18 protein-coding genes are annotated in these 19,977 nt (G+C 72.0%); 9 read left to right on the plus strand and 9 right to left on the minus strand.

The genetic code is table 11. The features are described from left to right. The first annotated feature begins 732 nt into the window (after positions 1-732). From ACZ68L_RS10315 to ACZ68L_RS10325, 3 genes are all read left to right on the plus strand, one after another. Positions 733-930, plus strand: a complete 198-nt coding sequence (locus ACZ68L_RS10315) for a hypothetical protein (RefSeq protein ID WP_469575808.1) — start codon at positions 733-735, stop codon at positions 928-930. Between the two features lie 129 nt (positions 931-1,059). Beyond that, positions 1,060-2,943 (plus strand): ABC transporter ATP-binding protein, encoded by a 1,884-nt coding sequence (locus ACZ68L_RS10320; protein ID WP_469575809.1) that lies wholly within the window; start codon positions 1,060-1,062, stop codon positions 2,941-2,943. Positions 2,944-3,054: 111 nt separating this feature from the next. Further along, entirely contained in the window at positions 3,055-4,329 is a 1,275-nt protein-coding gene (locus ACZ68L_RS10325; protein WP_469575811.1) for an MFS transporter, read from the plus strand. Positions 4,330-4,496: 167 nt separating this feature from the next. On the opposite strand, the gene ACZ68L_RS10330 is transcribed toward ACZ68L_RS10325, so the two are convergent. The 3 genes from ACZ68L_RS10330 to ACZ68L_RS10340 all read right to left on the minus strand — a co-directional run bounded on the left by ACZ68L_RS10330 (position 4,497) and on the right by ACZ68L_RS10340 (position 8,705). Next, positions 4,497-5,858 carry a carboxyl transferase domain-containing protein gene (locus ACZ68L_RS10330; RefSeq protein ID WP_469575812.1) on the minus strand — a complete coding sequence of 454 codons (1,362 nt, stop codon included), beginning with the start codon at positions 5,856-5,858 and terminating at the stop codon, positions 4,497-4,499. Further along, positions 5,851-7,302, minus strand: a complete 1,452-nt coding sequence (locus ACZ68L_RS10335) for an acyl-CoA synthetase (RefSeq protein WP_469575813.1) — start codon at positions 7,300-7,302, stop codon at positions 5,851-5,853. The genes ACZ68L_RS10330 and ACZ68L_RS10335 overlap by 8 nt, the downstream gene beginning before the upstream one ends. Positions 7,303-7,496: 194 nt before the next feature. Further along, on the minus strand, positions 7,497-8,705 hold the full coding sequence (locus ACZ68L_RS10340; protein ID WP_469575815.1) for an MFS transporter: 1,209 nt from the start codon (positions 8,703-8,705) through the stop codon (positions 7,497-7,499). Positions 8,706-8,862: 157 nt separating this feature from the next. On the opposite strand from ACZ68L_RS10340, the gene ACZ68L_RS10345 reads away from it, so the two are divergent. Beyond that, the gene (locus ACZ68L_RS10345; protein WP_469575816.1) at positions 8,863-9,294 is read left to right on the plus strand and encodes an Lrp/AsnC family transcriptional regulator; all 432 of its coding nucleotides are present in this window, start codon (positions 8,863-8,865) and stop codon (positions 9,292-9,294) included. Here ACZ68L_RS10345 and ACZ68L_RS10350 read toward each other — a convergent pair. The 3 genes from ACZ68L_RS10350 to ACZ68L_RS10360 form a co-directional block, all read right to left on the minus strand. Further along, positions 9,272-10,882: a GAF domain-containing protein gene (locus tag ACZ68L_RS10350; protein WP_469575817.1), complete on the minus strand. Its 1,611-nt coding sequence runs from the start codon at positions 10,880-10,882 to the stop codon at positions 9,272-9,274. The two genes, ACZ68L_RS10345 and ACZ68L_RS10350, sit on opposite strands and share 23 nt — an antisense overlap. A gap of 21 nt (positions 10,883-10,903) precedes the next feature. Further along, positions 10,904-11,941 (minus strand): rod shape-determining protein, encoded by a 1,038-nt coding sequence (locus tag ACZ68L_RS10355; RefSeq protein WP_469575819.1) that lies wholly within the window; start codon positions 11,939-11,941, stop codon positions 10,904-10,906. A gap of 148 nt (positions 11,942-12,089) precedes the next feature. Continuing rightward, positions 12,090-12,599, minus strand: a complete 510-nt coding sequence (locus tag ACZ68L_RS10360; RefSeq protein WP_469575902.1) for a hypothetical protein — start codon at positions 12,597-12,599, stop codon at positions 12,090-12,092. Positions 12,600-12,734: 135 nt separating this feature from the next. Between ACZ68L_RS10360 and ACZ68L_RS10365 the strand changes: the two genes are divergently transcribed. Continuing rightward, positions 12,735-13,556, plus strand: a complete 822-nt coding sequence (locus ACZ68L_RS10365; protein ID WP_469575820.1) for an SCO2400 family protein — start codon at positions 12,735-12,737, stop codon at positions 13,554-13,556. 41 nt (positions 13,557-13,597) lie between these two features. Here the strand turns inward: ACZ68L_RS10365 and ACZ68L_RS10370 are convergent, their stop codons facing one another. Further along, positions 13,598-14,041, minus strand: coding sequence for a MarR family winged helix-turn-helix transcriptional regulator (locus ACZ68L_RS10370; RefSeq protein ID WP_469575821.1), 444 nt, complete (start codon positions 14,039-14,041; stop codon positions 13,598-13,600). A 149-nt stretch (positions 14,042-14,190) separates the two neighbouring features. Between ACZ68L_RS10370 and ACZ68L_RS10375 the strand changes: the two genes are divergently transcribed. From ACZ68L_RS10375 to ACZ68L_RS10390, 4 genes are all read left to right on the plus strand, one after another. Then, positions 14,191-15,210, plus strand: a complete 1,020-nt coding sequence (locus tag ACZ68L_RS10375; protein WP_469575823.1) for an NADP-dependent oxidoreductase — start codon at positions 14,191-14,193, stop codon at positions 15,208-15,210. A gap of 90 nt (positions 15,211-15,300) precedes the next feature. Beyond that, positions 15,301-15,729, plus strand: coding sequence for an organic hydroperoxide resistance protein (locus tag ACZ68L_RS10380; RefSeq protein ID WP_351075695.1), 429 nt, complete (start codon positions 15,301-15,303; stop codon positions 15,727-15,729). Between the two features lie 106 nt (positions 15,730-15,835). Next, entirely contained in the window at positions 15,836-16,621 is a 786-nt protein-coding gene (locus ACZ68L_RS10385; RefSeq protein WP_469575825.1) for an EI24 domain-containing protein, read from the plus strand. A 14-nt stretch (positions 16,622-16,635) separates the two neighbouring features. Next, the gene (locus ACZ68L_RS10390; RefSeq protein WP_469575827.1) at positions 16,636-17,244 is read left to right on the plus strand and encodes a LysE family translocator; all 609 of its coding nucleotides are present in this window, start codon (positions 16,636-16,638) and stop codon (positions 17,242-17,244) included. A gap of 21 nt (positions 17,245-17,265) precedes the next feature. Here ACZ68L_RS10390 and ACZ68L_RS10395 read toward each other — a convergent pair whose 3' ends face one another. Further along, the gene (locus ACZ68L_RS10395; protein ID WP_469575829.1) at positions 17,266-19,221 is read right to left on the minus strand and encodes a flavin monoamine oxidase family protein; all 1,956 of its coding nucleotides are present in this window, start codon (positions 19,219-19,221) and stop codon (positions 17,266-17,268) included. A 118-nt stretch (positions 19,222-19,339) separates the two neighbouring features. Next, positions 19,340-19,936 carry a TetR/AcrR family transcriptional regulator gene (locus ACZ68L_RS10400; RefSeq protein ID WP_469575832.1) on the minus strand — a complete coding sequence of 199 codons (597 nt, stop codon included), beginning with the start codon at positions 19,934-19,936 and terminating at the stop codon, positions 19,340-19,342. Positions 19,937-19,977 lie beyond the last annotated feature (41 nt).

The raw sequence follows: 19,977 nt of genomic DNA on the forward strand, positions 1-19,977 counted from the left end.
GCCGTCCGGCCCCCGTGCCCGGTGCGGCAGGTCGGTCATGGCTCCGTCCCCGGCCGCACTCGCGGGCCGTCGCGGTGCAAACGCGCCGCCGTGCGCCACGCACCTCGAAGCGGTTCGTGCGGCCGGCACGGCGGGACGAACCGCGGGGCTTGAGGGAGGGGTGCGGCGAACGCCTCACCCGAACAGACCAACGGAACAGAGGGGTATGCAGTCGGACGCAAAGGGATAGACAGATCCGGTCCTTCGGTAAACCCGCAGGTGACATGCGTCGCCGGGGCGCGTTCGAGTCCCCTTTCCACAGCCGCTGATCCGGTGGAGACGTCATGACCTGCGCATACGCGGGCGACCGGGTTCACATGGATTCCATGGGGCCCTCACCCCATGGCCCTGGACCAGAACCAAGTGGCCGCGCCGCGTCCCGGCGGGTCGTCAGTCCGGCCTCCCACACCGTCAGAGGCGGTACGTTCGGCCACGATTGTGTGCGACGGGCATGGCCGCAGGGAGGCGCTGTGAGACCGTCGCCCGGACCCGTCACGCGAGGGATCCGTTCGCCTTCCGGCGTGGTGTCCGGAGAGTCACTCATGGCAACGCTCTGAAGGTTTGCGGTGCTTCGTGAGTTTTATCCGGATTGCGGCTTGTACGACTTGTTGGTCGTGAGGGGTCGTCGTAGTGTCGGAAGTGCCGCAGCAGGAACAAGGAGCGGCACAGCGACATCCTCCAAAGGAGGCGAAGATGAAGGTCAGCAACATCTTCGACCACGGTGGCAGGGGCCGCGGCGGACGCGGCGGACGTGGCGACTTCGGACGTGGCGGACGTGGCGGACGCGGCGACTTCGGACGCGGCGACTTCGGACGCGGCGGACGTGGCGGCGGACGTGGCGGCGGCTATGGCGGCGGCTACGGCGGCGGCTACGGCGGCGGCTACTACTGACCCGACACCCCTGACTCCATCCCCGATTCGAGGCCGACCCGCGCCCGGGCGCGGGTCGGCTCTCGCAGTTTTGGGGTCCGCGCCTATGGAGATGTTCCATAGTCCGAGCACCTCTGTGACGTGACGCCCATGCGCCTGCGCAGCTCGCTCCCGGGCCCAGTGCCCCCCGAGGAGACTTCTCAGGAGTCGGTGACGGATGTACCGATCCGCACCGACCCCATCAGCGTTCTGGTGGCGTTCCGGCGCTTCTGGCCTCTGACCAGGGGTGACCGGCGCTGGCTCGTTCTCATCTTCCTGTGTGCCGTCCTGGCGGCCATCGCCGAGACCATCACCGTCCTGCTCTTCGCCGAACTCACCGACTCCGCTCTGCAGAAGGGCTCGGTCAGCGCTTTCTGGAAACCTGCCGGTCAGTGGCTCGCCGTGGCCGTCATCGGCGCGGTGGTGGGATATCTGGGCCACTCGGTCGCGGCCTGGGTCGCCGAACGGTTCGTGCTACGCCTGCGGGCCCGTGTCTTCAGCCATCTCCAGACGCTCCCGCCGCACTTCTACCAACGCAATCGCCGGGGTGACCTGGTGGAGCGGCTGACGGGCGACGTGGAGGCCATCGAGGCGCTCGTGGTCTCCGGCATCGTCGGGGCGGCCTCGGCCTTGTTCAGCACGCTCTTCTACGCCGCCGCCGCCCTGTGGCTGCGCTGGGACCTGGCCCTCGCGACCTTCGTGATGGTGCCGCTCTTCTGGTTCACGACCCGTCGATTCGCCGGCCCGCTGCGCGCGGTCTCCCGGCGGGGCCGCGCGGCGGACGGTGCCATCACGGCGGTGGTCGAGGAGACGTTGGTCAACGTCGTCATGACCCAGGCGTACAACCGGCAGCAGGACGAGGAGGCGCGGCTGCTCAGCAAGGCGCGCATCCGGCTGAAGGCGGCGGTGAAGGCCGTCCGTCTCACCGAGCTCTACGAGCAACTGGTCGAGGTACTCGAAACGTTGTGCGTCCTGACCATCATCGGCCTGGGGGCGTGGGAGATCGCCGCGGGACGGATGACCCTCGGACAGCTCCTCGCCTTCGCCGCCTTCATCGGCTACCTCTATCCGCCGATCCGCTCACTGGGTCAGCTCGGCCTGACGGCCACCGCCGCGACCGCGGGTGCCGAACGACTGCTGGAAATCCTCGACGCCCGGCCCGCCGTCACCGATCCGGCCGGCTCTGTGCCCGCCCCGCCCCGCGCCCGCGCGCTCGGCGAGGTGGAGGCGAGGGAGGTCTTCTTCCACTACCCCGGCAGCACCGAGCCGGTGCTCCGGAATCTCTCGTTCACCGCGAGCCCGGGGGAGTTGCTGGTCATCACCGGCCCCAGCGGCGCCGGTAAGTCCACCCTGGCGGCTCTGCTGCTGAGGTTCTACGACCCGGACTCCGGCAGCATCCGGCTGGACGGTGTGTCGGTGGACCGGCTGCCGCTGACCCACCTGCGCCGCGACATCACGCTGCTGCCCCAGGACACGCTCGTCCTGCACGACACCATCGAGGAGAACATCGGTTGCGGGCGCACCGATGTGAGCCACCGTGACGTCGTGGAGGCCGCGAAGGCGGCCGACGCCCACGGGTTCATCCGCACTCTGCCGGAGGGATATGACACAGTCATATCCACAGGCACCTCGCGGCTCTCCGGGGGCCAGTTGCAGCGCATCGCGATCGCCCGCGCCATGCTGCGGGACGCCCCCGTTCTCCTCCTCGACGAACCCACCACCGGGCTGGACAGACTGGCCGCGCAGCGGATCATCGCCCCGCTGCGGCGTCTCGCCGAAGGGCGCACCACCATCGTGATCACACACGATCTGGCCCTCGCCGCGGACGCCGACCGCATCCTGGTGCTGGACGGGGGGCGCCTGGTGGAGTCGGGCACGCACACCCAACTCCTGGACCGGAAGGGTCTGTACGCCACGCTGTTCGAGCGCCGTGCCCAACCCACGAACGGCACGGTGTACCGGACCGCCCGCCCGACGGGAATCCACTGGCGGTAGGCGGGCGGGAGCGACGCCGGACCGTGTGGGCGCCCGCACGTCCTGACGCGGAGGGCCGCCGGGACGGGCCGTATCCGACGGCGGCCGGACCGCCGGTCGTTACCATCCGCTGTGACCGAAACAGCCGAGACGGCCGAAGAACCCATACGCCGCGCACGCATACTCGCCGACCTGACACCGCTGCGGACCTCCCCCGACTACCGGCGGCTCTGGTTCGGGAACACGGTCTCCTGGATCGGGCAGGGGATGACGGCGCTCGCCGTATCGCTCCAGGTCTACGACATCACCGGGTCCGCCTTCTCGGTCGGGCTCATCGGGGTCTGCTCGTTCCTGCCGCTGGTCGTCTTCGGGCTGTACGGCGGGGCGGTCGCGGACACCATCGACCGGCGGAAGCTGGGGCTGGCCAGCTCCGCGGGGTCGTTCGTGCTCTCCGTCGCGCTGGTCGCCGCCACCGTCGCCGGGGTGGAACAGGTGGGGCCGCTGTACGTGATCGTCGCCCTGCAGGCGGCCTGCTTCGCGGTCAACGCACCGGCCCGCAGCTCGATGATCGCCCGGCTGCTGCCGGCCGAGCAACTGCCCGCCGCGAACGCGCTCACCTCCATGACCAGCACCACCGGCACACTGGTCGGGCCGATGCTCGGCGGGCTCGTCGTCGGCTGGTGGGGATACCGGGCCGCGTACACCGTCGACGCCGTCACGTTCACCGCCTCGCTGTACGCGATGTGGCGGCTGCCCTCGATGCTGCCGGAGCGGGAGGAGGGCGCGGGCGACAAACGGGCGTCCGTCGCGGACGGGCTGCGTTTCCTCGGGACCAGGCCCAATCTGCGGATGACCTTCTTCACCGACATGTGCGCCATGGTGCTGGCCCATCCCCGGGCGCTGTTCCCCGTCGTCGCCGTGGTCTGGTTCGGCGGTGACGCGAAGACCACCGGGCTGCTCGTCGCCGCTCCGGCGACAGGGGCGCTGCTCGGCGGGGTGTTCTCCGGCTGGCTGGGTCGCGTCCGCCGCCAGGGCCTCGTCGTGCTCCTCGCCGTCGCCTCCTGGGGCACCGCCATCGCGCTCTTCGGGCTGACCCGTCAGCTCTGGCTCGGGCTGATCCTCCTGGCGCTCGCCGGATGCGCGGACAACACCTCGATGGTCTTCCGGAACACCATGCTCCAGACGGCCGTTCCGGACGAGATGCGAGGACGGCTGCAGGGCGTGTTCATCGTCGTCGTGGCGGGCGGACCGAGGCTCGGGGAGTTCGTGGCCGGATCGGTCGCCGATCTGACCACGCCCGGCGTGGCGGTGACCGGCGGCGGGATCGCCTGTGTCGTCGCCGTGTCGCTGCTGGCGCTGCGGTGGCGCGGGTTCGCACGGTACGACGCGAAGAACCCGCAGCCCTGAGAGCCTGTCGGGTGACCTCGGATCGGATGGCGGACGAGGTCTGGTGCGTGCGATTCCAAGGCGGAGGAGGGAGTCGACGCGGAGCGTCGGCGACCGACGACAACGCGGGAAGCGTGCGTGCCAGGGCGTGACCGCCCGGTCGGAGGTCATCCGACAGGCTCTGAGCCTCAGTCCCGCGACGGCCGGGGTCCCACGACGCTCCGGGCGATGCCCAGTTCCACCAGGTCCTGGGGGCGAAGCCGCAGCTGGTCGGCGGTGGCACGCACCTCGTCCGGGCCGCGCTTCAGGATCGCCGCCGCCAGTTCCGGGGCGATGACCGAGAAATAGCTGTCCGGGGTGACATGGGTGTTCCCCGGTGACGCGAGCGCCAGCGCGCCGCCCGAACCGCCCTCGCCGATCAGCAGGGTCGTGACCGGGACCCGGGCCCCGGCTATCGCGGCGAAGGCGTCCGCGATGCCCGCGCCCGCGCCCGCCCGTTCCGCCTCGGCGTCGTTCGCCGCGCCCGGGGTGTCGATCAGGGTCAGCACGGGCACGCCGAGCCGGTCGGCCAGCCGGATCACCCGGGCCGCCGTGCGATAGCCGGCCGGACGGGTCGCGGTGCCGCACTGGGCGACGTACGCGATCGTCCGCCCGTCGCGCCGCCCGAAACCGCAGCGCAGCCCCGGATCCGTACCGCCGCAGCGGTCGCCGCCGAGCGGCAGCAACTGGTCGAAGTACGCGTCCAGATACGCCTCGGCGCGAGGCCGGGAAGGGGAGCGGGCCTGCCGGACCGCCTCCCAGCCGGTCACCGGGAGGTCCGTGGCGGACAGGGCGTCCGGCACGGGAGCGGGGTCGGGGGCCCCGGAACCGCCGGTGTGGAGTGCCCGCAGCCAGCCGGCCACCGTCCGTGGGAGCTCCTCCAGGGGGACGACCGCGTCGATCTGGCCCGCGGCCAGCTGGCCCTCGGCGGTGTAGGCCTGCGGATCCGCGTCCACGGGCCGCACCCGGGAACCGGCGAACCCGACCTGGGCGCCCGGCAGCGCCAGGATCACATCGGCGCCGGCCCCCAGCGTGGCCCAGCCGCCGCCCGTCGTCGGGTCGCGCAGGACCGCGAGCTGCGCGGGACCGGCTGCCCGCAGCCGTGCCGAGGCGCGGGCCACGCGGTGCAGCTGGGTCAGCGCGACCATGCCTTCCTGCATCCGGCTGCCGCCCGTCGCGATGAGCGAGACCAGCGGAAGCCCCGAGGTCCGGGCGGCGTCGTAGGCGGCCTCCAGCCGGTCCCCGGTGCACCGGCCCAGCGAGCCGCCCAGGAAACCGAACTCGAACGAGACCAGGACACAGCGCACGCCGCCCACGGAGGCCAGGCCGTGGACGACCGACTCCGCCTCGCCGGTACGGGCGGCGGCGCGGGCCCGGGAGTCCGCGTACCCGGCCCAGGAGAGGGGGCCGTCCCCGGCGGTGTCGCGGCCGGGGACGGCGGATTCGGTGAACTCCTCGAACTCGGTGGTGACGGCCGCGATCGCCGCCCGCGCCGTCAGCCGCTCAGACACCGAGCGACCGCTTCATGATCTTGCCCAGGTCGTTGCGGGGCAGCGCCTCCAGATAGCGGACCGTACGCGGGCGCTTGTGCGGGGCCAGCTGGGCGGCCACATGGTCCGCGAGTTCGTCCTCGGCCGGGGGCGCGGCGGGGTCGGCCGGTACCACCCAGGCGACGATCCGCTCGCCCAGATCCGGATCCGGCTCACCGGTGACGGCGGCCTCGCGGACGCCCGGGTGATCCAGGAGCGCGTTCTCGATCTCACCGGCGCCGATCTTGTACCCGCCGCTCTTGATCAGATCGGTGGCCTTGCGGCCGACGATCCGTACGTAGCCGTCGGGGTCGCGGGTGGCCATGTCGCCTGTCCGGAACCAGCCGTCCCCGGTGAGCGCGGCGGCCGTGGCGTCGGGGCGGTTGAGATAGCCGGTGAAGAGGTTGGGGCCGCGCACCTGGATCTCGCCGATGGCGTCGGGGTCGGTGAGGACGGTGCCGTCCTCCTCGACCAGACGGAGCTCCACGCCGCGCAGGGGTGTGCCGACCGTGCCGGGGCGCGGCTCGCCGTCGGCCCGGACACCGGTGTTCATCAGGGTCTCCGTCATGCCGTACCGCTCGACGACCCGGCGGCCGGTCGCCGCCGCGATCCGCTCGTGGTCGTGGACCGGCAGCGCGGCCGACCCGGACACCAGCAGCCGGGCCCCGGCCAGCGCCTTCGCCAGCCCGGCCGCGCCGGGGCCGGGCTCGTCGAGGGCCTCCGCCAGCCGGTGGTACATGGTCGGCACGCCGAAGAGCATCGTGCCGCCGGACGACAGCTCCCGGGCCACCCCATCGGGGGAGAACCTGCCCAGGTGCCGCACCGATCCGCCCCGGCGCAGCGGCCCGAGCACGCCCAGGATCAGACCGTGCACATGGAACAGCGGCAGGGCGTGGACGAGCACGTCGTCGCCGGTCCACTGCCAGGCGTCCTCCAGCGCGTCCAGCGACGCGGCGATGGCCCGGCGCGGCAGGATCGCCCCCTTGGGCGGGCCCGTGGTGCCGGAGGTGTAGACGATCAGCGCCGGGGACTCGGGGGAGGGCTCGGGGAGCGCGGCGCCCTCCTCCCCGTCCGGGGCGGTGTCGACGTCGATGCGGTCCAGGGCGGCCAGCGTCGGCGGGAGCACGTCCCCCGCGCCGGCCAGTACCACGCCCGGTTCGCTGTCGGCCACGATGTGCCCGAGCTCGCGCGTCCCCGTCCTCGGGTTGAGCGGCACCGCCGGCACCCCGGCCAGCAGCGCCGCCACCACGGCGACCACGGTCCCGGGCGTGGGCGTGGCCCAGACGGCGACCCGTCCGGCGCCGGTCAGACGGGCGGCGAGCGCGGTCGAGGCGGTGGCCAACCGGGCGTACGTCATGGAGTGTTCGCCGAACCGGGTGGCCTCCCGGACGGAAGCGTCGGCCGGTACGCACAGAAGAGGAGTCATCCACCGCACCCTAACGGCCTGCCCCACGACAGGGGGCGGGCTTCCTCCGCCCTGCGACATCGTTTGCGGCGCGGTCGTCGGTCGACGACACCGGCCCTCGATCCCTTCCTCCGCCTTGCCGTCGAAGCCGCACGGCCGGAACCCTGCGGCGGGGTGCCCTAAGGGCTGTCCCGTAATCCCTGGCGGGCGCGTCTTTACTCCCGCTGAAGCCCCCGCATGCGCCCGTACGCGTACACGCACCCCGCCAGCGCCAGATCCGACAGCAGCATGAAACCGATCGAGTACGACCCCTTCGTGCTGTAGATCGCCCCCATCACCAGCGGCGGAACGAAGCCGCCCAGGCCCCCCGTCGCACCGACGATCCCCGTCACGCTGCCCACCTTCGCCTGCGGTGTCACCTGTGAGACCAGGGCGAAGACGCTGCCACTCGCGGTGCCCAGGCCCGCCGCCATGCAGAGCAGCGCGATCGTGCCGCCCGGCGCCAGGGCCGGGTCGAAGGCCTGGACGATCGCCGTCAGGGCGGCCAGGCCGAGCGCCGCCGCCGTGACCACGGCCGGGTGGACGCGGTCCGAGAGCCAGCCGCCGATCGGCCGGAAGACGACCGTGACCAGGGCGAACCCGGCCGCCTTCGTTCCGGCGTCGGTCGGTGAGAGGCCGTACCAGGTCTTCAGATACGTGGGCAGGTAGACACCGAACGCGACGATTCCGCCGAAGCCGATCGCGTACAGCGCCGACAGCTCCCAGGTGACCCGCAGCCGCCCCGCCGCACCCAGCCGGTGGGCCAGTGAGCCGGTCGGCACCGGGCGGTCCGGGCGGTCGCGGACCAGCACCGCGGCCAGCGCCGCGTACCCCACGAGCGCCGCCGCGACGACCAGGAACGGCAGGTTGTCGCCGTGCGCGGCGATCCGCGGGGTGAAGTACCCGGACAGGGCGACGCCGCCCATGCCCATGCCGAACACCCCGAGCGCGAGCCCCCGTTGCGCGGGCGGGAACCACGAGTTGACCAGCGGGATGCCGATCGCGAACGTCGTACCGCCCAGGCCCAGCAGAAAGCCCACGACGAGCATCGCGCCGTAGGAGCCCTTCGCGGGGATCAGCAGCAGCACGGGCACCACGGTCAGCGCCGAGACCAGCGGGAACATCAGCCGCGCACCGTACTTGTCGGTGAGCGCGCCCACCGGGATCCGGCCCAGCGAACCGACCAGCACCGGAATCGCGACCAGCAACGACTGCTCGAACGAGGTCAGCCCCAGCCGCTCCTTGTACTCCGAGGACATGGGCGCGATCAGATTCCAGGCCCAGAAGGTCAGCCCGAAACCGATCGTGGCCATCACGAGGTTGCGATAGGCGGCGGAGGATTTCGCGTCGACCGGCGCTGAGGACTGCTTGACGGCTGTATCCACCCCTTCAGTCAAGGGCGGGCGGCAGCCGCGGGCCCGCCGGGATGCGCCATGCGAGGCAGTGCCACGGGGTACCGCTCGGGAGAGCGGGGACGCCCCGGACCCGCTCCGGACGCGACGCGCGAAGCCACAAACCGGACAAAGCTGCGACAATCGCGGTATGGACCGGCTGGACAGGGAAATCCTCGGCATCCTGCAGGAGGATGCCCGGATCTCGTACCGCGATCTGGGCGTGCGGGTGGGGCTCAGCGCGAACGCCGCGGCCGACCGGGTGCGGCGGCTGCGGCGCGACGGTGTCATCCGCGGCTTCACCGTGATCATCGATCCGGCCGCCGACACCCGTACGGGCCTGGTCGTCTTCATCGATGTGACGCTGCGGCTCGACACGACGAACGAGGTGTTCGAACGGTCGGTGCTCGCCCTGCCCGGCATCACCGAAGTGATCCATGTGACCGGCGGCCACGACTATCTCGTACGGGCCACCGTCGCCGACACGGCGGCGCTGGACGGACTGCTGCGCAGGCTGAAACGGGAGGCCGGTGTCGCCCACTCCAACACCCGCGTCGCGCTCAGAGCGGCGCCTGCCAGATGACGGTCGACGAGCGTGAGCCGTCCTCGTCGCGGCCGTCGTCGGCCACGGCCAGCCGGACGCAGGCCCGCCCGTCCGGCAGCACCGCCGTCGCGTCCACCTCCACCTCGATGGCCGACACCCCCGCCCGCCGGTGCGCGGCGGCGAGCGCGCCGCGCAGCGCGGCGAGGAGCTGCTGGTCCACGGGCTCCCGGACCAATGCGTCGACCGCCCCGTTGAAGTGCACCGAGGGCTGGAAGCCGAGGACGGCCGCGGCGCCCCCGGTCTCCCGCAGCACCAGTCCGCGGAAGGTGGCGGGGGACTCGGCGGGCGGCTGCTGGAGGGCGAAGATCGCCGTCCGTACTTCCTGAATGGTCGAGTCCAGCTCGTCGACGGCCCTGCCGAGCAGCTCGTCGGTCTCCGGGGCGGCGGCCCTGCGGCGGGTCGACTCCAGCATCATCTCGGTCGCGAACAGCCGCTGGACGACCAGGTCGTGCAGATCCCGGGCGATCCGGTCCCGGTCCTCGTACACCGCGAGCTGTTCCCGGTTGTGCTGGGCGTCCGCCAGGACCAGGGCGAGCGCGGCCTGCGAGGCGAACTGCGAAGCCAGCTGCCGGTCCACGGCCGTGTACGGGCGGGCGCCGCGCCGCCGGGGCAGGGCGAGGGTGCCGATCAGCCGCCCGCCGCTCTGCAGCGGCAGCATCATGCTGGGGCCGAACCGCGACCGCACATGCGTCGTCATCCGGGGGTCGGTCGCCGAGTCCTCGATGAACACCGGCTCCCCGCCCAGCAGTTGGATCAGAACGGCGGAGCCGGGCTCGATGGTCGTACCGACGATCCCGGCCGGGTCGTCGAGCGTGGACGCGGTGACGATCTCCATCCCGCCCTCCTCGGTCGGCTGGAGGATCACCCCGGCACTGGCGTCGGCGAGCGTTCTGGCCCCTTCGGCGACGGTCATCAGCGCGTCGGCCGCGTTCCCGCCCGTCAGCAGGGTGGTGGTGACGGCGGCCGCCCCTTCGATCCAGCGCTCCCGCTGCCGGGCCGCCTCGTACAGCCGGGCGTTGCCGATCGCGATTCCGGCCTGCGAGGCCAGCACCCGCAGCAGCGCCATGTCCGTGTCGGTGAAGCGTCCGGTGCGTTTCTCGGTGAGGTAGAGGTTCCCGAAGACCTGGCTCTGCACCCGGATCGGCGCCCCGAGGAAGGAGTGCGCGGGCGGATGGCCGGGCGGCACCCCGCAGGAGCGCGGGTCGGCGGACAGGTCGTCGCAGCGCAGCGGCTGGGCCTCGTCGATGAGGACGCCGAGCACCCCCGAGTGCCCGTCCGGGAGGCGGCCGATGCGCCGGCGCTCCGCGTCGTCGAGGCCCGAGGTGAAGAGCTCGCTGATGGTGCCGAGTTCGGGGTCGAGCACGCCGAGCGCACCGTACCGGGCGTCGGTCAGCGCGGTGGCGGTCTCCACGAGCTGCTGGAGAGTGGCCCGCAGTTCGAGGTCGGTGCCGACGCTCAGCACCGCTTCCAGGAGCAACGGCAGCCGGGGCGACCGCGAGGCGCCGGACGGGGCGGCCGTTCCCTCGCCCGAGGACCCCGCGGCCGGGTTCGCCGCGTCTTCGGTCATGGGCCGCACCCCCTGAGGTGTTCAGCAGGCGAGCGGGTTGAGGACCAGCGGCTGGATCCGGCCGTCCAGCATCGCGCCGAGCCCCAGCACGGAGGACACGTCGGGCCGCTCCGCGATGTGCACGGGCACGCCCGTGGCCTCCCGCAGCATGTGGTCGAGACCGGGCAGCAGCGCGCTGCCGCCGACCATCACGATCCCGCAGTCGGCGATGTCGGCGACCAGGTCGGGCGGGCAGTCCCGCAGGATCTTGCCGAGACCGTCGAGCACCGCGGTCAGCGGGGCATGGATGGCCTGGCGCACGGCGGCGGTGTCGACGTGCACGGAGCGGGCCAGACCGGTCGCCACGTCACGGCCGTGGATCTCGGTCGTGGCGGGTCCGCGCGCGCTCAGACCGCTGCTGCTGAGCGTCACTTGCAGCGGGCGTACGGACTGGCTCGGCAGCATCAGCTCGTGGTGCTGGCGCAGATGCTGGATCACCGCGTGGTCGATGGCGTCGCCGCCGATCGGGATGCGTACGGCGGTCACGATCGAACCGAGGGAGAGCACGGCGATCTGGGTGGTCGCCGCCCCGCACACCATGATCATGGAGGCGGTCGGCTGCTCGACGGGGAGCCCGCAGCCGACGGCCGCCGCGATCAGTGTGTCGACCAGCTCGACCCGCCGGGCACCCAGCCCGACCAGGGTTTCGACGGTGGCCCGCTGGGCGAGCGGATCGCTGTCGTGCGGGGTGCAGGCGGCGGCCCGCAGCCGGGGCTTGCGGCGCAGCTGGCGGCGGAGCTTCTCGCCGAGCAACTGGCGCAGCATGCGCTGGGCCATCTCGATGTCGATGACCGTTCCGCCGGTCACCGGGCGGACCACCCGGATGTAGTCGGGGGTGCGGCCCGTCATCTGTTCGGCGAGTTCGCCGACGGCGATGAGTGAGCCGGTACGGGTGTTCACGGCGGCGGCGCTGGGTTCGTCGACGACGAGTCCGGGCCCCTTGACGTACACACGGGTCCGGGCGGCCCCGAGGTCGACGGCGACATGGCAACGGCGCAATTGCTCAAGGCTGACGGTCACGGCGGGTTCTCCCGAGAGCGCGGATGGGGGTACCGGCGGCAGCCGGCTCTCCTGGCATCGTGCGCCGTTCGGAGTCATCGCGCGCGTCGGGATGAGCCGTAGGAGGGACGGGGCTGACGGGGTGACAGAGGAGCGGGGTACCCGGAGGTCAGCCGGGCAGCAGTCGCTGGAACAGTCCCCAGGTGAATTCGGCGACATGGCATTCACCCGTTCCGGGCGCGGTGATCGCGAGCGCCCACCGGGTCGGCGCGCCGCCCTCCATCGGGCGGGCCGGTGCGAAGGCCCGCGCGACCTCGTCCACCGTGCCCGACCAGGGACGCAGATCCTCGACCGCGCGCAGCTCGGGACCCGGCCTCCCCGGCGCCCGGACCAGCCATTCGTTCCAAACGGCCCCGCCCGGCGCGACCATCACCTCGAACCGCAGATCGGGCCAGAGCGGTACCGGCCACAGCAGCGCGTCGCACTCCAGGTCGCCGATCGTGCGGCGCGTGGACGATTCGGGCTCGCCGAGCACCGAACGGTAGCGGCGCAGGGCGCCCCGCCTGCGGGGTGCCCGCACCATGGCCTGCCAGCGGCGGTTGGCCTCGCGCATCTCGGCGAGCGAGGCACCCAGCTCCTGCCGGGCGTCGGCTACGAGATCCGGCTGATGGTCGGCCATCCGGCGCAGCAGGACGAGCTGGAACTCACGAGGGCCGAAAGGCGGGTTCGCGGTCACGGAATCAACAGTTCCACACAGAACCCTCACACGAGCGGCTTTCTACCTTGTCCTACAGGCATCTAATCTGCGGGCGCCATGGATTATTGCCACCCGTGTCAGCGGCATCTCAACGGTGCCCTGGCCTGTGCCGGATGCGGAACCCCCGTCGAGGCGCTGAGCCCGTACGTCACGCCCGCGCTCTCCGGTCACGAGCCGGACGTGGGGCACGAGACGCCCGCACCGCCCCGTCCCGGCGGCCGACGCCGCCGGGGGCGCGGTGCCGACCGGCCCGCGCGCGCCGCCCACGGACCCCGTGGGGCGGACCGGCGGGACGGGGGAGAGGAGCGCGCCGTCCGGGAGGGGCGCGGCCGGCGCGCGCACCGCCGCCGCGGCCGGACGGCCCTGTTCGCCGTCCTCGGCGTGGTGCTCGCCGCCGGGGCGCTGAGCCTGGCCGAGCTGGCCACCGAGCCGAAGGGCGACGACCGCGCCTCGGACTACGTACGCGAATCGATCGAGGTCACGTCCGAACCGGCCCCGGAGCCCTCGGCGAGCGACGCGCCCGAGCGGCCCGGTCCGGTGGACGGCTCCTCTGTGCACCCGGCCACCGATGCGCATCCCGCCGATGCCGACGCCGACGCCGCGGGCGTGGGCGCGGGCAAGGCCACCGGCGACGCCCGCCCCGAGGGCTCCGGCGCCGAGCCCGGCCCGGCCTCCGCCGCGCCCCCGGCCGCCACGGATCCGTCGCCCGGCCCCGACCCCGACCACGACGAGGGAACGCCCGTCGACCCCTCGGACCCCGCCCGGCCCGGCGGTGGCCCGACCCGGTCGGCACCGGCGGCGTCGCCCAGTCCCAGCCCGAGCCCCACCCCGGCGCCGACCCCGTCCGAGACGTGCTGGTTCCTGTGGTTCTGTTCGTGAGCGGTCCGCCCGGTCGCGCGGCCCGCGGCCGCGCCGTGTCCTCAGTCGCCGGACGGGCCTGACTCGCCCAGCATCCGCCGCAGCAGGTCCCGCAGCGTGGCCCGGTCCCTGTCCGACAGCTCGGCCAGGGGCTCCCGGGCGAAGGTGAGCGAATCGCGCAGCTGCTGAGCCGTGCGGGCACCCTTCTCCGTCGGGGCGGCCAGCTTCACCCGCCGGTCGGCCGGATCCGGCCTGCGCTCGACCAGACCGCGGGACTCCAGCCGGTCGACGATCCCGGTGACGTTCGACGGCTCGCACTTCAGCTTCTTGGCGATCCTGCGCATGGGCATCGGCTCCAGGGAGAGCAGCCCCAGGACGCGCGCCTGGGCGCCGGTGAGCGAGTGGGCCGCCGCGGCCTCGTCGTACTCCTCGTAGTAGCGCGCCACGACGGTGCCGATGAGTTCGACGACTTCGAGGGTCAGCGGGTCTGTCCGGGGGGTGGCCATGACACCCAGGATATCCGGTTACTTGACAATATGAAATATTCAGGAGCATGGTTGTTTCACATCATGAAGCATTTTCGGTTTCCCGGTCGGCCCCGTCCGGCCGGCGAAGCCTCCCCCACCCCGTGAGGCATTGAGGAGACCCCGAGCCCATGTCTGCAGCACTTCCCACGTCCGGCCGCGAATGGCACCTGGTCGCCCGCCCGCACGGCTGGCCGAAGGCCGAGGACTTCGCGCTGCGTGAGGCCCCGGTCACCGCCCCCGGCGAGGGCCGCGTCCTGGTCCGCAATCTGCACTTCTCGGTCGACCCCTACATGAGGGGAAGGATGAACGACGTGAAGTCGTACACCCCGCCCTTCCAGCTCGACCACCCCATGGACGGCGGCGCGGTCGGCGAGGTCATCGCCTCGAACGCGGAGGGCATCGCGGTCGGCGACCACGTCCTGCACGGCCTCGGCTGGCGCGAGTACGCCGAGGTCCCGGCCGAGCGCGCCGTGAAGGTCGATCCGTCGCTCGCCCCGCTCTCCGCCTATCTCGGTGTGCTCGGCATGACCGGACTCACCGCCTACGCGGGGCTGTTCGAGGTCGCCTCGTTCAAGGCGGGCGACGCCGTCTTCGTCTCCGGCGCGGCCGGTGCGGTCGGCAGCCAGGTCGGCCAGATGGCGAAGCTCAAGGGCGCCTCGCGGGTCATCGGCTCGGCCGGTTCCGACGAGAAGGTCAAGCTCCTCGTGGAGGAGTACGGCTTCGACGCGGCCTTCAACTACAAGAACGGCCCGGTCGCCGAGCAGCTGCGCGAGGCCGCCCCCGACGGCATCGACGTCTACTTCGACAATGTCGGCGGCGAGCACCTCGAAGCGGCGATCTCCTCGCTCAAGGTGCACGGCCGCGTCACCGTCTGCGGAATGATCGCCCAGTACAACGCCACCGAACCGACCCCCGCCCCGCGCAACCTCGCGCTGGTCATCGGCAAGCGGCTGCGCATCCAGGGCATGCTCGTCAACGATCACTCCGCGCTCCAGCCGCAGTTCGTCCAGGAGGTCGCCGGCTGGCTGGCCTCGGGCGAGCTGAAGTACCGCGAGACCTTCGTCGAGGGCATCGAGCACGGCTTCGACGCCTTCCTCGGTCTGCTGCGCGGCGAGAACACCGGAAAGATGATCGTTTCCCTCGCCTGACAGCCGCTCCGGCGCACGCGTTAGGCTCATCGACAGGCCGTCGCGATCGTGGGCGCGAGTCGCGGCGCACAGCAGAAGGATATTTCGGACATGGCTCTTCAGGACATCACCGTTGCCTACACCGCCGTCGCCACCGCCGAGAACGGCCGTGACGGCCGCGTCTCGTCCGACGACGGCAACCTCGATGTCATCGTCAACCCGCCCAAGGCCATGGGCGGCAGCGGTGCCGGCACCAACCCGGAGCAGCTCTTCGCGGCCGGTTACAGCGCCTGCTTCCAGGGCGCCCTCGGGGTCGTGGCCCGCCAGGAGAAGGCCGACATCTCCGGCTCCACGGTGACCGCCGCGGTCTCCATCGGCAAGACCGCCGAGGGCGGCTTCGGCCTGGAGGTCGCGATCAGCGCCACCATCCCGAACGTCGACGCCGCCACCGCGCAGTCGCTCGTCGAGAAGGCCCACCAGGTGTGCCCGTACTCGAACGCCACGCGCGGCAACATCAAGGTCGAGCTGTCGGTCGCCTGACCGCTCACCACCGACCGAGGGCCGCACCCCGCCGGGGTGCGGCCCTCGGCCGTGCGCCCGCCGCACCGTGGCGGGAGCGGTCCGGCCCCGCCAGTACGCTGACGCCATGCGTGATGTGGGGGCGGGCTTCGGCTACTTGATAAAGGGACAGCGCTGGGTGGGCCGGCACGGCCGCTGGTTCGGCTTCGGGCTGCTGCCCGGCCTCATCACCCTCGTGCTGTACGTGGCGGCGCTCGTCGGCCTCGGTTACGGCGCCGACGATCTGGTGGCCTGGGCGACGCCCTTCGCCGACGACTGGTCCTCGTCCTGGGCCGGTCTGCTCCGCACCACCCTGACCGTGCTGGTCTTCGCCCTCGGGCTCTTCCTCGCGGTGATCACGTTCACCGCGGTGACGCTGCTGGTCGGCCAGCCCTTCTACGAGTCGCTGTCCGAGCAGGTCGACCGTACGGAGGGCGGCGAGGTCCCCGAGTCCGGGCTGTCGCTCGGGCGCGAGCTGTGGATCTCCGCCCGCGACAGCATCCGCATCCTGGTGCGGGTGGGGCTGTACTCGGTGCTGCTCTTCGCCCTCGGATTCATTCCGGTCGTCGGCCAGACGGTCGTCCCGGTGATCGGCTTCTGCGTCACCGGCCACTTCCTCTCCGAGGAGCTCACCGCCGTCGCGCTCCAGCGCCGCGGCATGGTCCTGAAGGACCGCCTCGACCTGCTGCGCGGCCGTCGCATGCTGACCCTCGGCTTCGGCGTACCGCTGGGGCTCGCCTTCCTGGTCCCGTTCGTCGCCGTCCTCCTGATGCCGGGCGCCGTCGCCGGGGCCACGCTGCTGGCCCGGGACCTGGTGGCGCCCGACGAGGACGAGGGCGCGGCCACGGCCCCGTACACCCTCGACAAGAGCTGAGGAGCTCCGCCGCCATGACCGAGATCATCGCCGTCGCCGTCATCACCGTCCTCGCCGTCATCAGTCCGGGCGCGGACTTCGCGATGGTCGTCCGCAACAGCTGCCTGTACGGCCGTACGACGGGACTGCTGGCCGCCGTCGGAGTCGCCGCGGGTGTGCTCGTCCACGTCACGTACACGATGCTCGGCGTGGGGCTGCTGATCGCCTCGTCCACCGCCCTGTTCACCGCGATCAAGCTGGTCGGCGCGGCCTATCTCGTCTACGTCGGGGTACGGACCTTCCTCGCCCGCGACGATCTCGGGATCGACCTGGACTCGAAGCCGCGGCTGACCCGGCTCGCGGCCCTGCGCACCGGTTTCCTCACCAACGCGCTGAACCCCAAGACCACGCTCTTCGTCGTGTCGACCTTCACCCAGGTCGTCGGGCCCACCACCGGCCTGTGGGAGCAGGCCGGTTACGGGTTGTTCATGTCCGTCGCGCATCTCGGCTGGTTCGGCCTGGTCGCGCTGTTCTTCTCGAACGCGCGGCTGCGCACCGCGATGCTGCGGTGGCAGAAGGCCCTCAACCGGGGCATCGGATCAGTGCTCGTCGGACTGGGCGTCACTCTGGGCCTGGCCCGCTGAGCGACGCCCGCCCGACCGGGGTCAGCTGGTGTGCACCTCCAGCGCGGACCGGACCGCGGACTCCAACGCCCCTTCGATCCAGGCCGGCTTGATCGAGGTGTGGCAGCCGGCGAAGTGCAGCGGCCCCTCGACCGACCGCACATCGGCGAACAGCTCGGTGTGCTGGCCCGGCAGCAGCACCGACGCCTCGCCGTACGCGTACGGATCGCGCATCCACGACTGGGTGGCGCCGACGCCGGTGTAGAAGACCTCGACGCGCTGCCCGTACACGTCCTGCACCCCGCCCAGGGCGTGCGGATAGCGCTCGTCGTCGTCCAGCGAGTCCCACTTCAGCGCGTCGTCGGCCCAGCTGTACGAGGCGAGGACCACGCCGCCCGCGCTCTTCTCGACCGGGTGGGACGGCTGGAACATGAAGCGGTTGGGGTTGTCGGTGACCGATCCGCCGCCGATGACGTGCGCCGCCGCGGGCTGGTTGCGGGCGTCGGCGCGGTACGCCGCGTAGTGCACGCGCTGGTTGGGCGGGAGGTGCCCGGGGGGTACGGAGGGGTGGGCGCCCAGCAGCGAGCCGTCGGCCGGTGCTTTGCCCCGACGGTAGGCGTCGTACAGGCCGGGCCTGATCCTCTCCAGCTCGGTCTTCCAGTCCTTCTCCTCGAACTCCCACCAGCGGCGGCTGAATTCGAGCAGCACCTTGGTCGCCGCGTCGTAGTGGATCTCGGTGATCGCGCGCCGCTTGCCGTACGAGAGCGCGGGAGCGACCGGGATGTGGCGCAGCCCGGAGAACGGCACGGTGATGATCGCCCGGTCGCCGGTGAACGTCTCGCGCACGAGCGGCTTGCCGTCGCGGCCCTCGGACACCGTCTCGACCCGGACACCGTCCGTGCCGTGGCTGATCCTGGTGGCCCGGCGGTTCAGCCGCACGATGTCCTTGACCCGCTCGTACATCGCGTCGGCGAGCGTCGCCGTGCCGCCCGGCAGCTCGAAGAACGCGGTGTCCGGGCTGATCAGCGAGGCACCGATGAAGCTGTGCACAAAGGCGAGATGGAGCCGTGAGGTGAGGTTCTCGACCGTGCCGACGAGGTCGATGGTCCGCTCGTCGAGTTTGGCGGCCTCGGTCAGGAAGCGGTACATCGACCAGTGCCCGTACCGCTGGATCACCCGCGCCCAGCCCTGGACGAGCTCGCTGCCCTCCTTGCCCTCGAACTCCTTGCGCACGGGCGCGAAGGCCTCGCGCACGATCGTCGCGGCGGTCTTGTTCTCGAACTCCGCGGGAACGCCGAACGAGCGGTTGACCGCCTGCGGCTTCGCCGCGTAGTCGGCCTTGCGCATCCGGACGCCGTTGACGTGGATCCAGGTGCGGTTGGCCGGCCGGCCCTCGGCGTCGACATCGACCAGGTAGAAGCGGCGGCGCTTCAGGTCGAAGCTGTCGATGAGCCCGGTGACCAGCGGGTGGCTGTCGGGGATCCGCATGGCGCCGGCTTCGGCGTACTGGTTCGGGTCCGCGAACGGCGCCTTCGCGTTCTCGTGGCCGCCCTTGCGGAAGGTCTTGATCCGGCCGCCGACGCGGTTGCCGTTGGCCTCGATCACGGTGACGGTGTGTCCGGCGCTGCGGAGCAGATGGGCGGCGGTGAGCCCGGCCGGGCCCGCGCCGACGACCAGCACCTTCCTGGGGGCCTTGCGGCTGCGGGGCAGGCCCTTGGACAGCAGGATGTCGCGGTAGTGCGGGACCAGCGGCTGGTCCTGTTCGTCGCGTACGAGGATGGCGCGGGCGATGGTCAGGCAGGCCGCCCAGTCCGATCCGGTGGCCGCCGGGGCGAGCGCGGTGCCGGATGCGGCGGTGGCGTCAACGGCACGGGGAGCGGCGGCACTTGCGGCGCCGACGGCGGTCGAGGCAAGGACGGCGGCACCGGCGGCGGCTCCGGTGATCATGGTGCGTCGGGAGGGCGGGCCGGAAGAAGGTCCGGCGGTCTCGGAAGTCATGCGCCCCACCCTGGGGCGCCCCGGACGGCGCCTGTGCCCGGACGCGCGTAGACCACTCGGAAATCACCCGGAGGTGACGTTCATCGATCTTGTCGTACTGGTTTCGTCGCAGGCCGTGTCATGCTTGGGGGTTCTCCGGAACGTGTGGTTCCGGCGACTCCAGCAGTGTCAGGAAATCCTGGAACGCCACGGACATGTCCACCGAGTCCGGGTCCAGCAGCCACTGGTACTGAAGCCCGTCCATCACCGCCACCAGCAGTGGCGCCGCGCGCTCCGGCGTCAGGCCGCCCGGCAGTCGCTCGCCGTACTCCGCGCGCAGCGTCGTCGCCATGCTCGCCCGGACCTGGGTGTAGCGGCGGGTGAAGAACTCCCGCGCGGGATGACCCTCCGTCACACTCTCGCCGAGCAGTGCCGAGAACGTCTGGACGATACCGGGCCGCATCGCGTTGTACTCGACGAGCGAGGTCAGCAGATCGATCCGCCATCTGCCGTCGCTCCGGGTCCCGCCGCCGGTGTCCCACTGGTCGCGCTCCTCCAGCACGGCGACGAGCAGCGCCTCCTTGGTCGGGAAGTAGTGCAGGAGCCCCTGCTGGCTGAGGCCGACCCGCTCGGCGACGGCGCTCAGCGAGGCGCCGCGGTAGCCGCGCTCGGCGATCACTTCGAGAGCGGCGCGGAGAATCTCCGCCCGCCGCTCCGCGCTTCTGGCCCGCGCCATCGCCCCGGCCCCTTTCGGTGCTCCATCGGTCCCGCACCGAG

Source organism: Streptomyces sp. NPDC104309 (assembly GCF_055584025.1).

Coding starts and splice junctions, on each gene's coding strand:
- ACZ68L_RS10315 (WP_469575808.1), top strand. CDS start 733: ATGAAGGTCAGCAACATCTTCGACCACGGTGGCAGGGGCCGCGGCGGA.
- ACZ68L_RS10320 (WP_469575809.1), top strand. CDS start 1,060: ATGCGCCTGCGCAGCTCGCTCCCGGGCCCAGTGCCCCCCGAGGAGACT.
- ACZ68L_RS10335 (WP_469575813.1), bottom strand. CDS start 7,302: ATGACTCCTCTTCTGTGCGTACCGGCCGACGCTTCCGTCCGGGAGGCC.
- ACZ68L_RS10345 (WP_469575816.1), top strand. CDS start 8,863: ATGGACCGGCTGGACAGGGAAATCCTCGGCATCCTGCAGGAGGATGCC.
- ACZ68L_RS10350 (WP_469575817.1), bottom strand. CDS start 10,882: ATGACCGAAGACGCGGCGAACCCGGCCGCGGGGTCCTCGGGCGAGGGA.
- ACZ68L_RS10360 (WP_469575902.1), bottom strand. CDS start 12,599: ATGGCCGACCATCAGCCGGATCTCGTAGCCGACGCCCGGCAGGAGCTG.
- ACZ68L_RS10365 (WP_469575820.1), top strand. CDS start 12,735: ATGGATTATTGCCACCCGTGTCAGCGGCATCTCAACGGTGCCCTGGCC.
- ACZ68L_RS10370 (WP_469575821.1), bottom strand. CDS start 14,041: ATGGCCACCCCCCGGACAGACCCGCTGACCCTCGAAGTCGTCGAACTC.
- ACZ68L_RS10375 (WP_469575823.1), top strand. CDS start 14,191: ATGTCTGCAGCACTTCCCACGTCCGGCCGCGAATGGCACCTGGTCGCC.
- ACZ68L_RS10380 (WP_351075695.1), top strand. CDS start 15,301: ATGGCTCTTCAGGACATCACCGTTGCCTACACCGCCGTCGCCACCGCC.
- ACZ68L_RS10385 (WP_469575825.1), top strand. CDS start 15,836: ATGCGTGATGTGGGGGCGGGCTTCGGCTACTTGATAAAGGGACAGCGC.
- ACZ68L_RS10390 (WP_469575827.1), top strand. CDS start 16,636: ATGACCGAGATCATCGCCGTCGCCGTCATCACCGTCCTCGCCGTCATC.
- ACZ68L_RS10395 (WP_469575829.1), bottom strand. CDS start 19,221: ATGACTTCCGAGACCGCCGGACCTTCTTCCGGCCCGCCCTCCCGACGC.
- ACZ68L_RS10400 (WP_469575832.1), bottom strand. CDS start 19,936: ATGGCGCGGGCCAGAAGCGCGGAGCGGCGGGCGGAGATTCTCCGCGCC.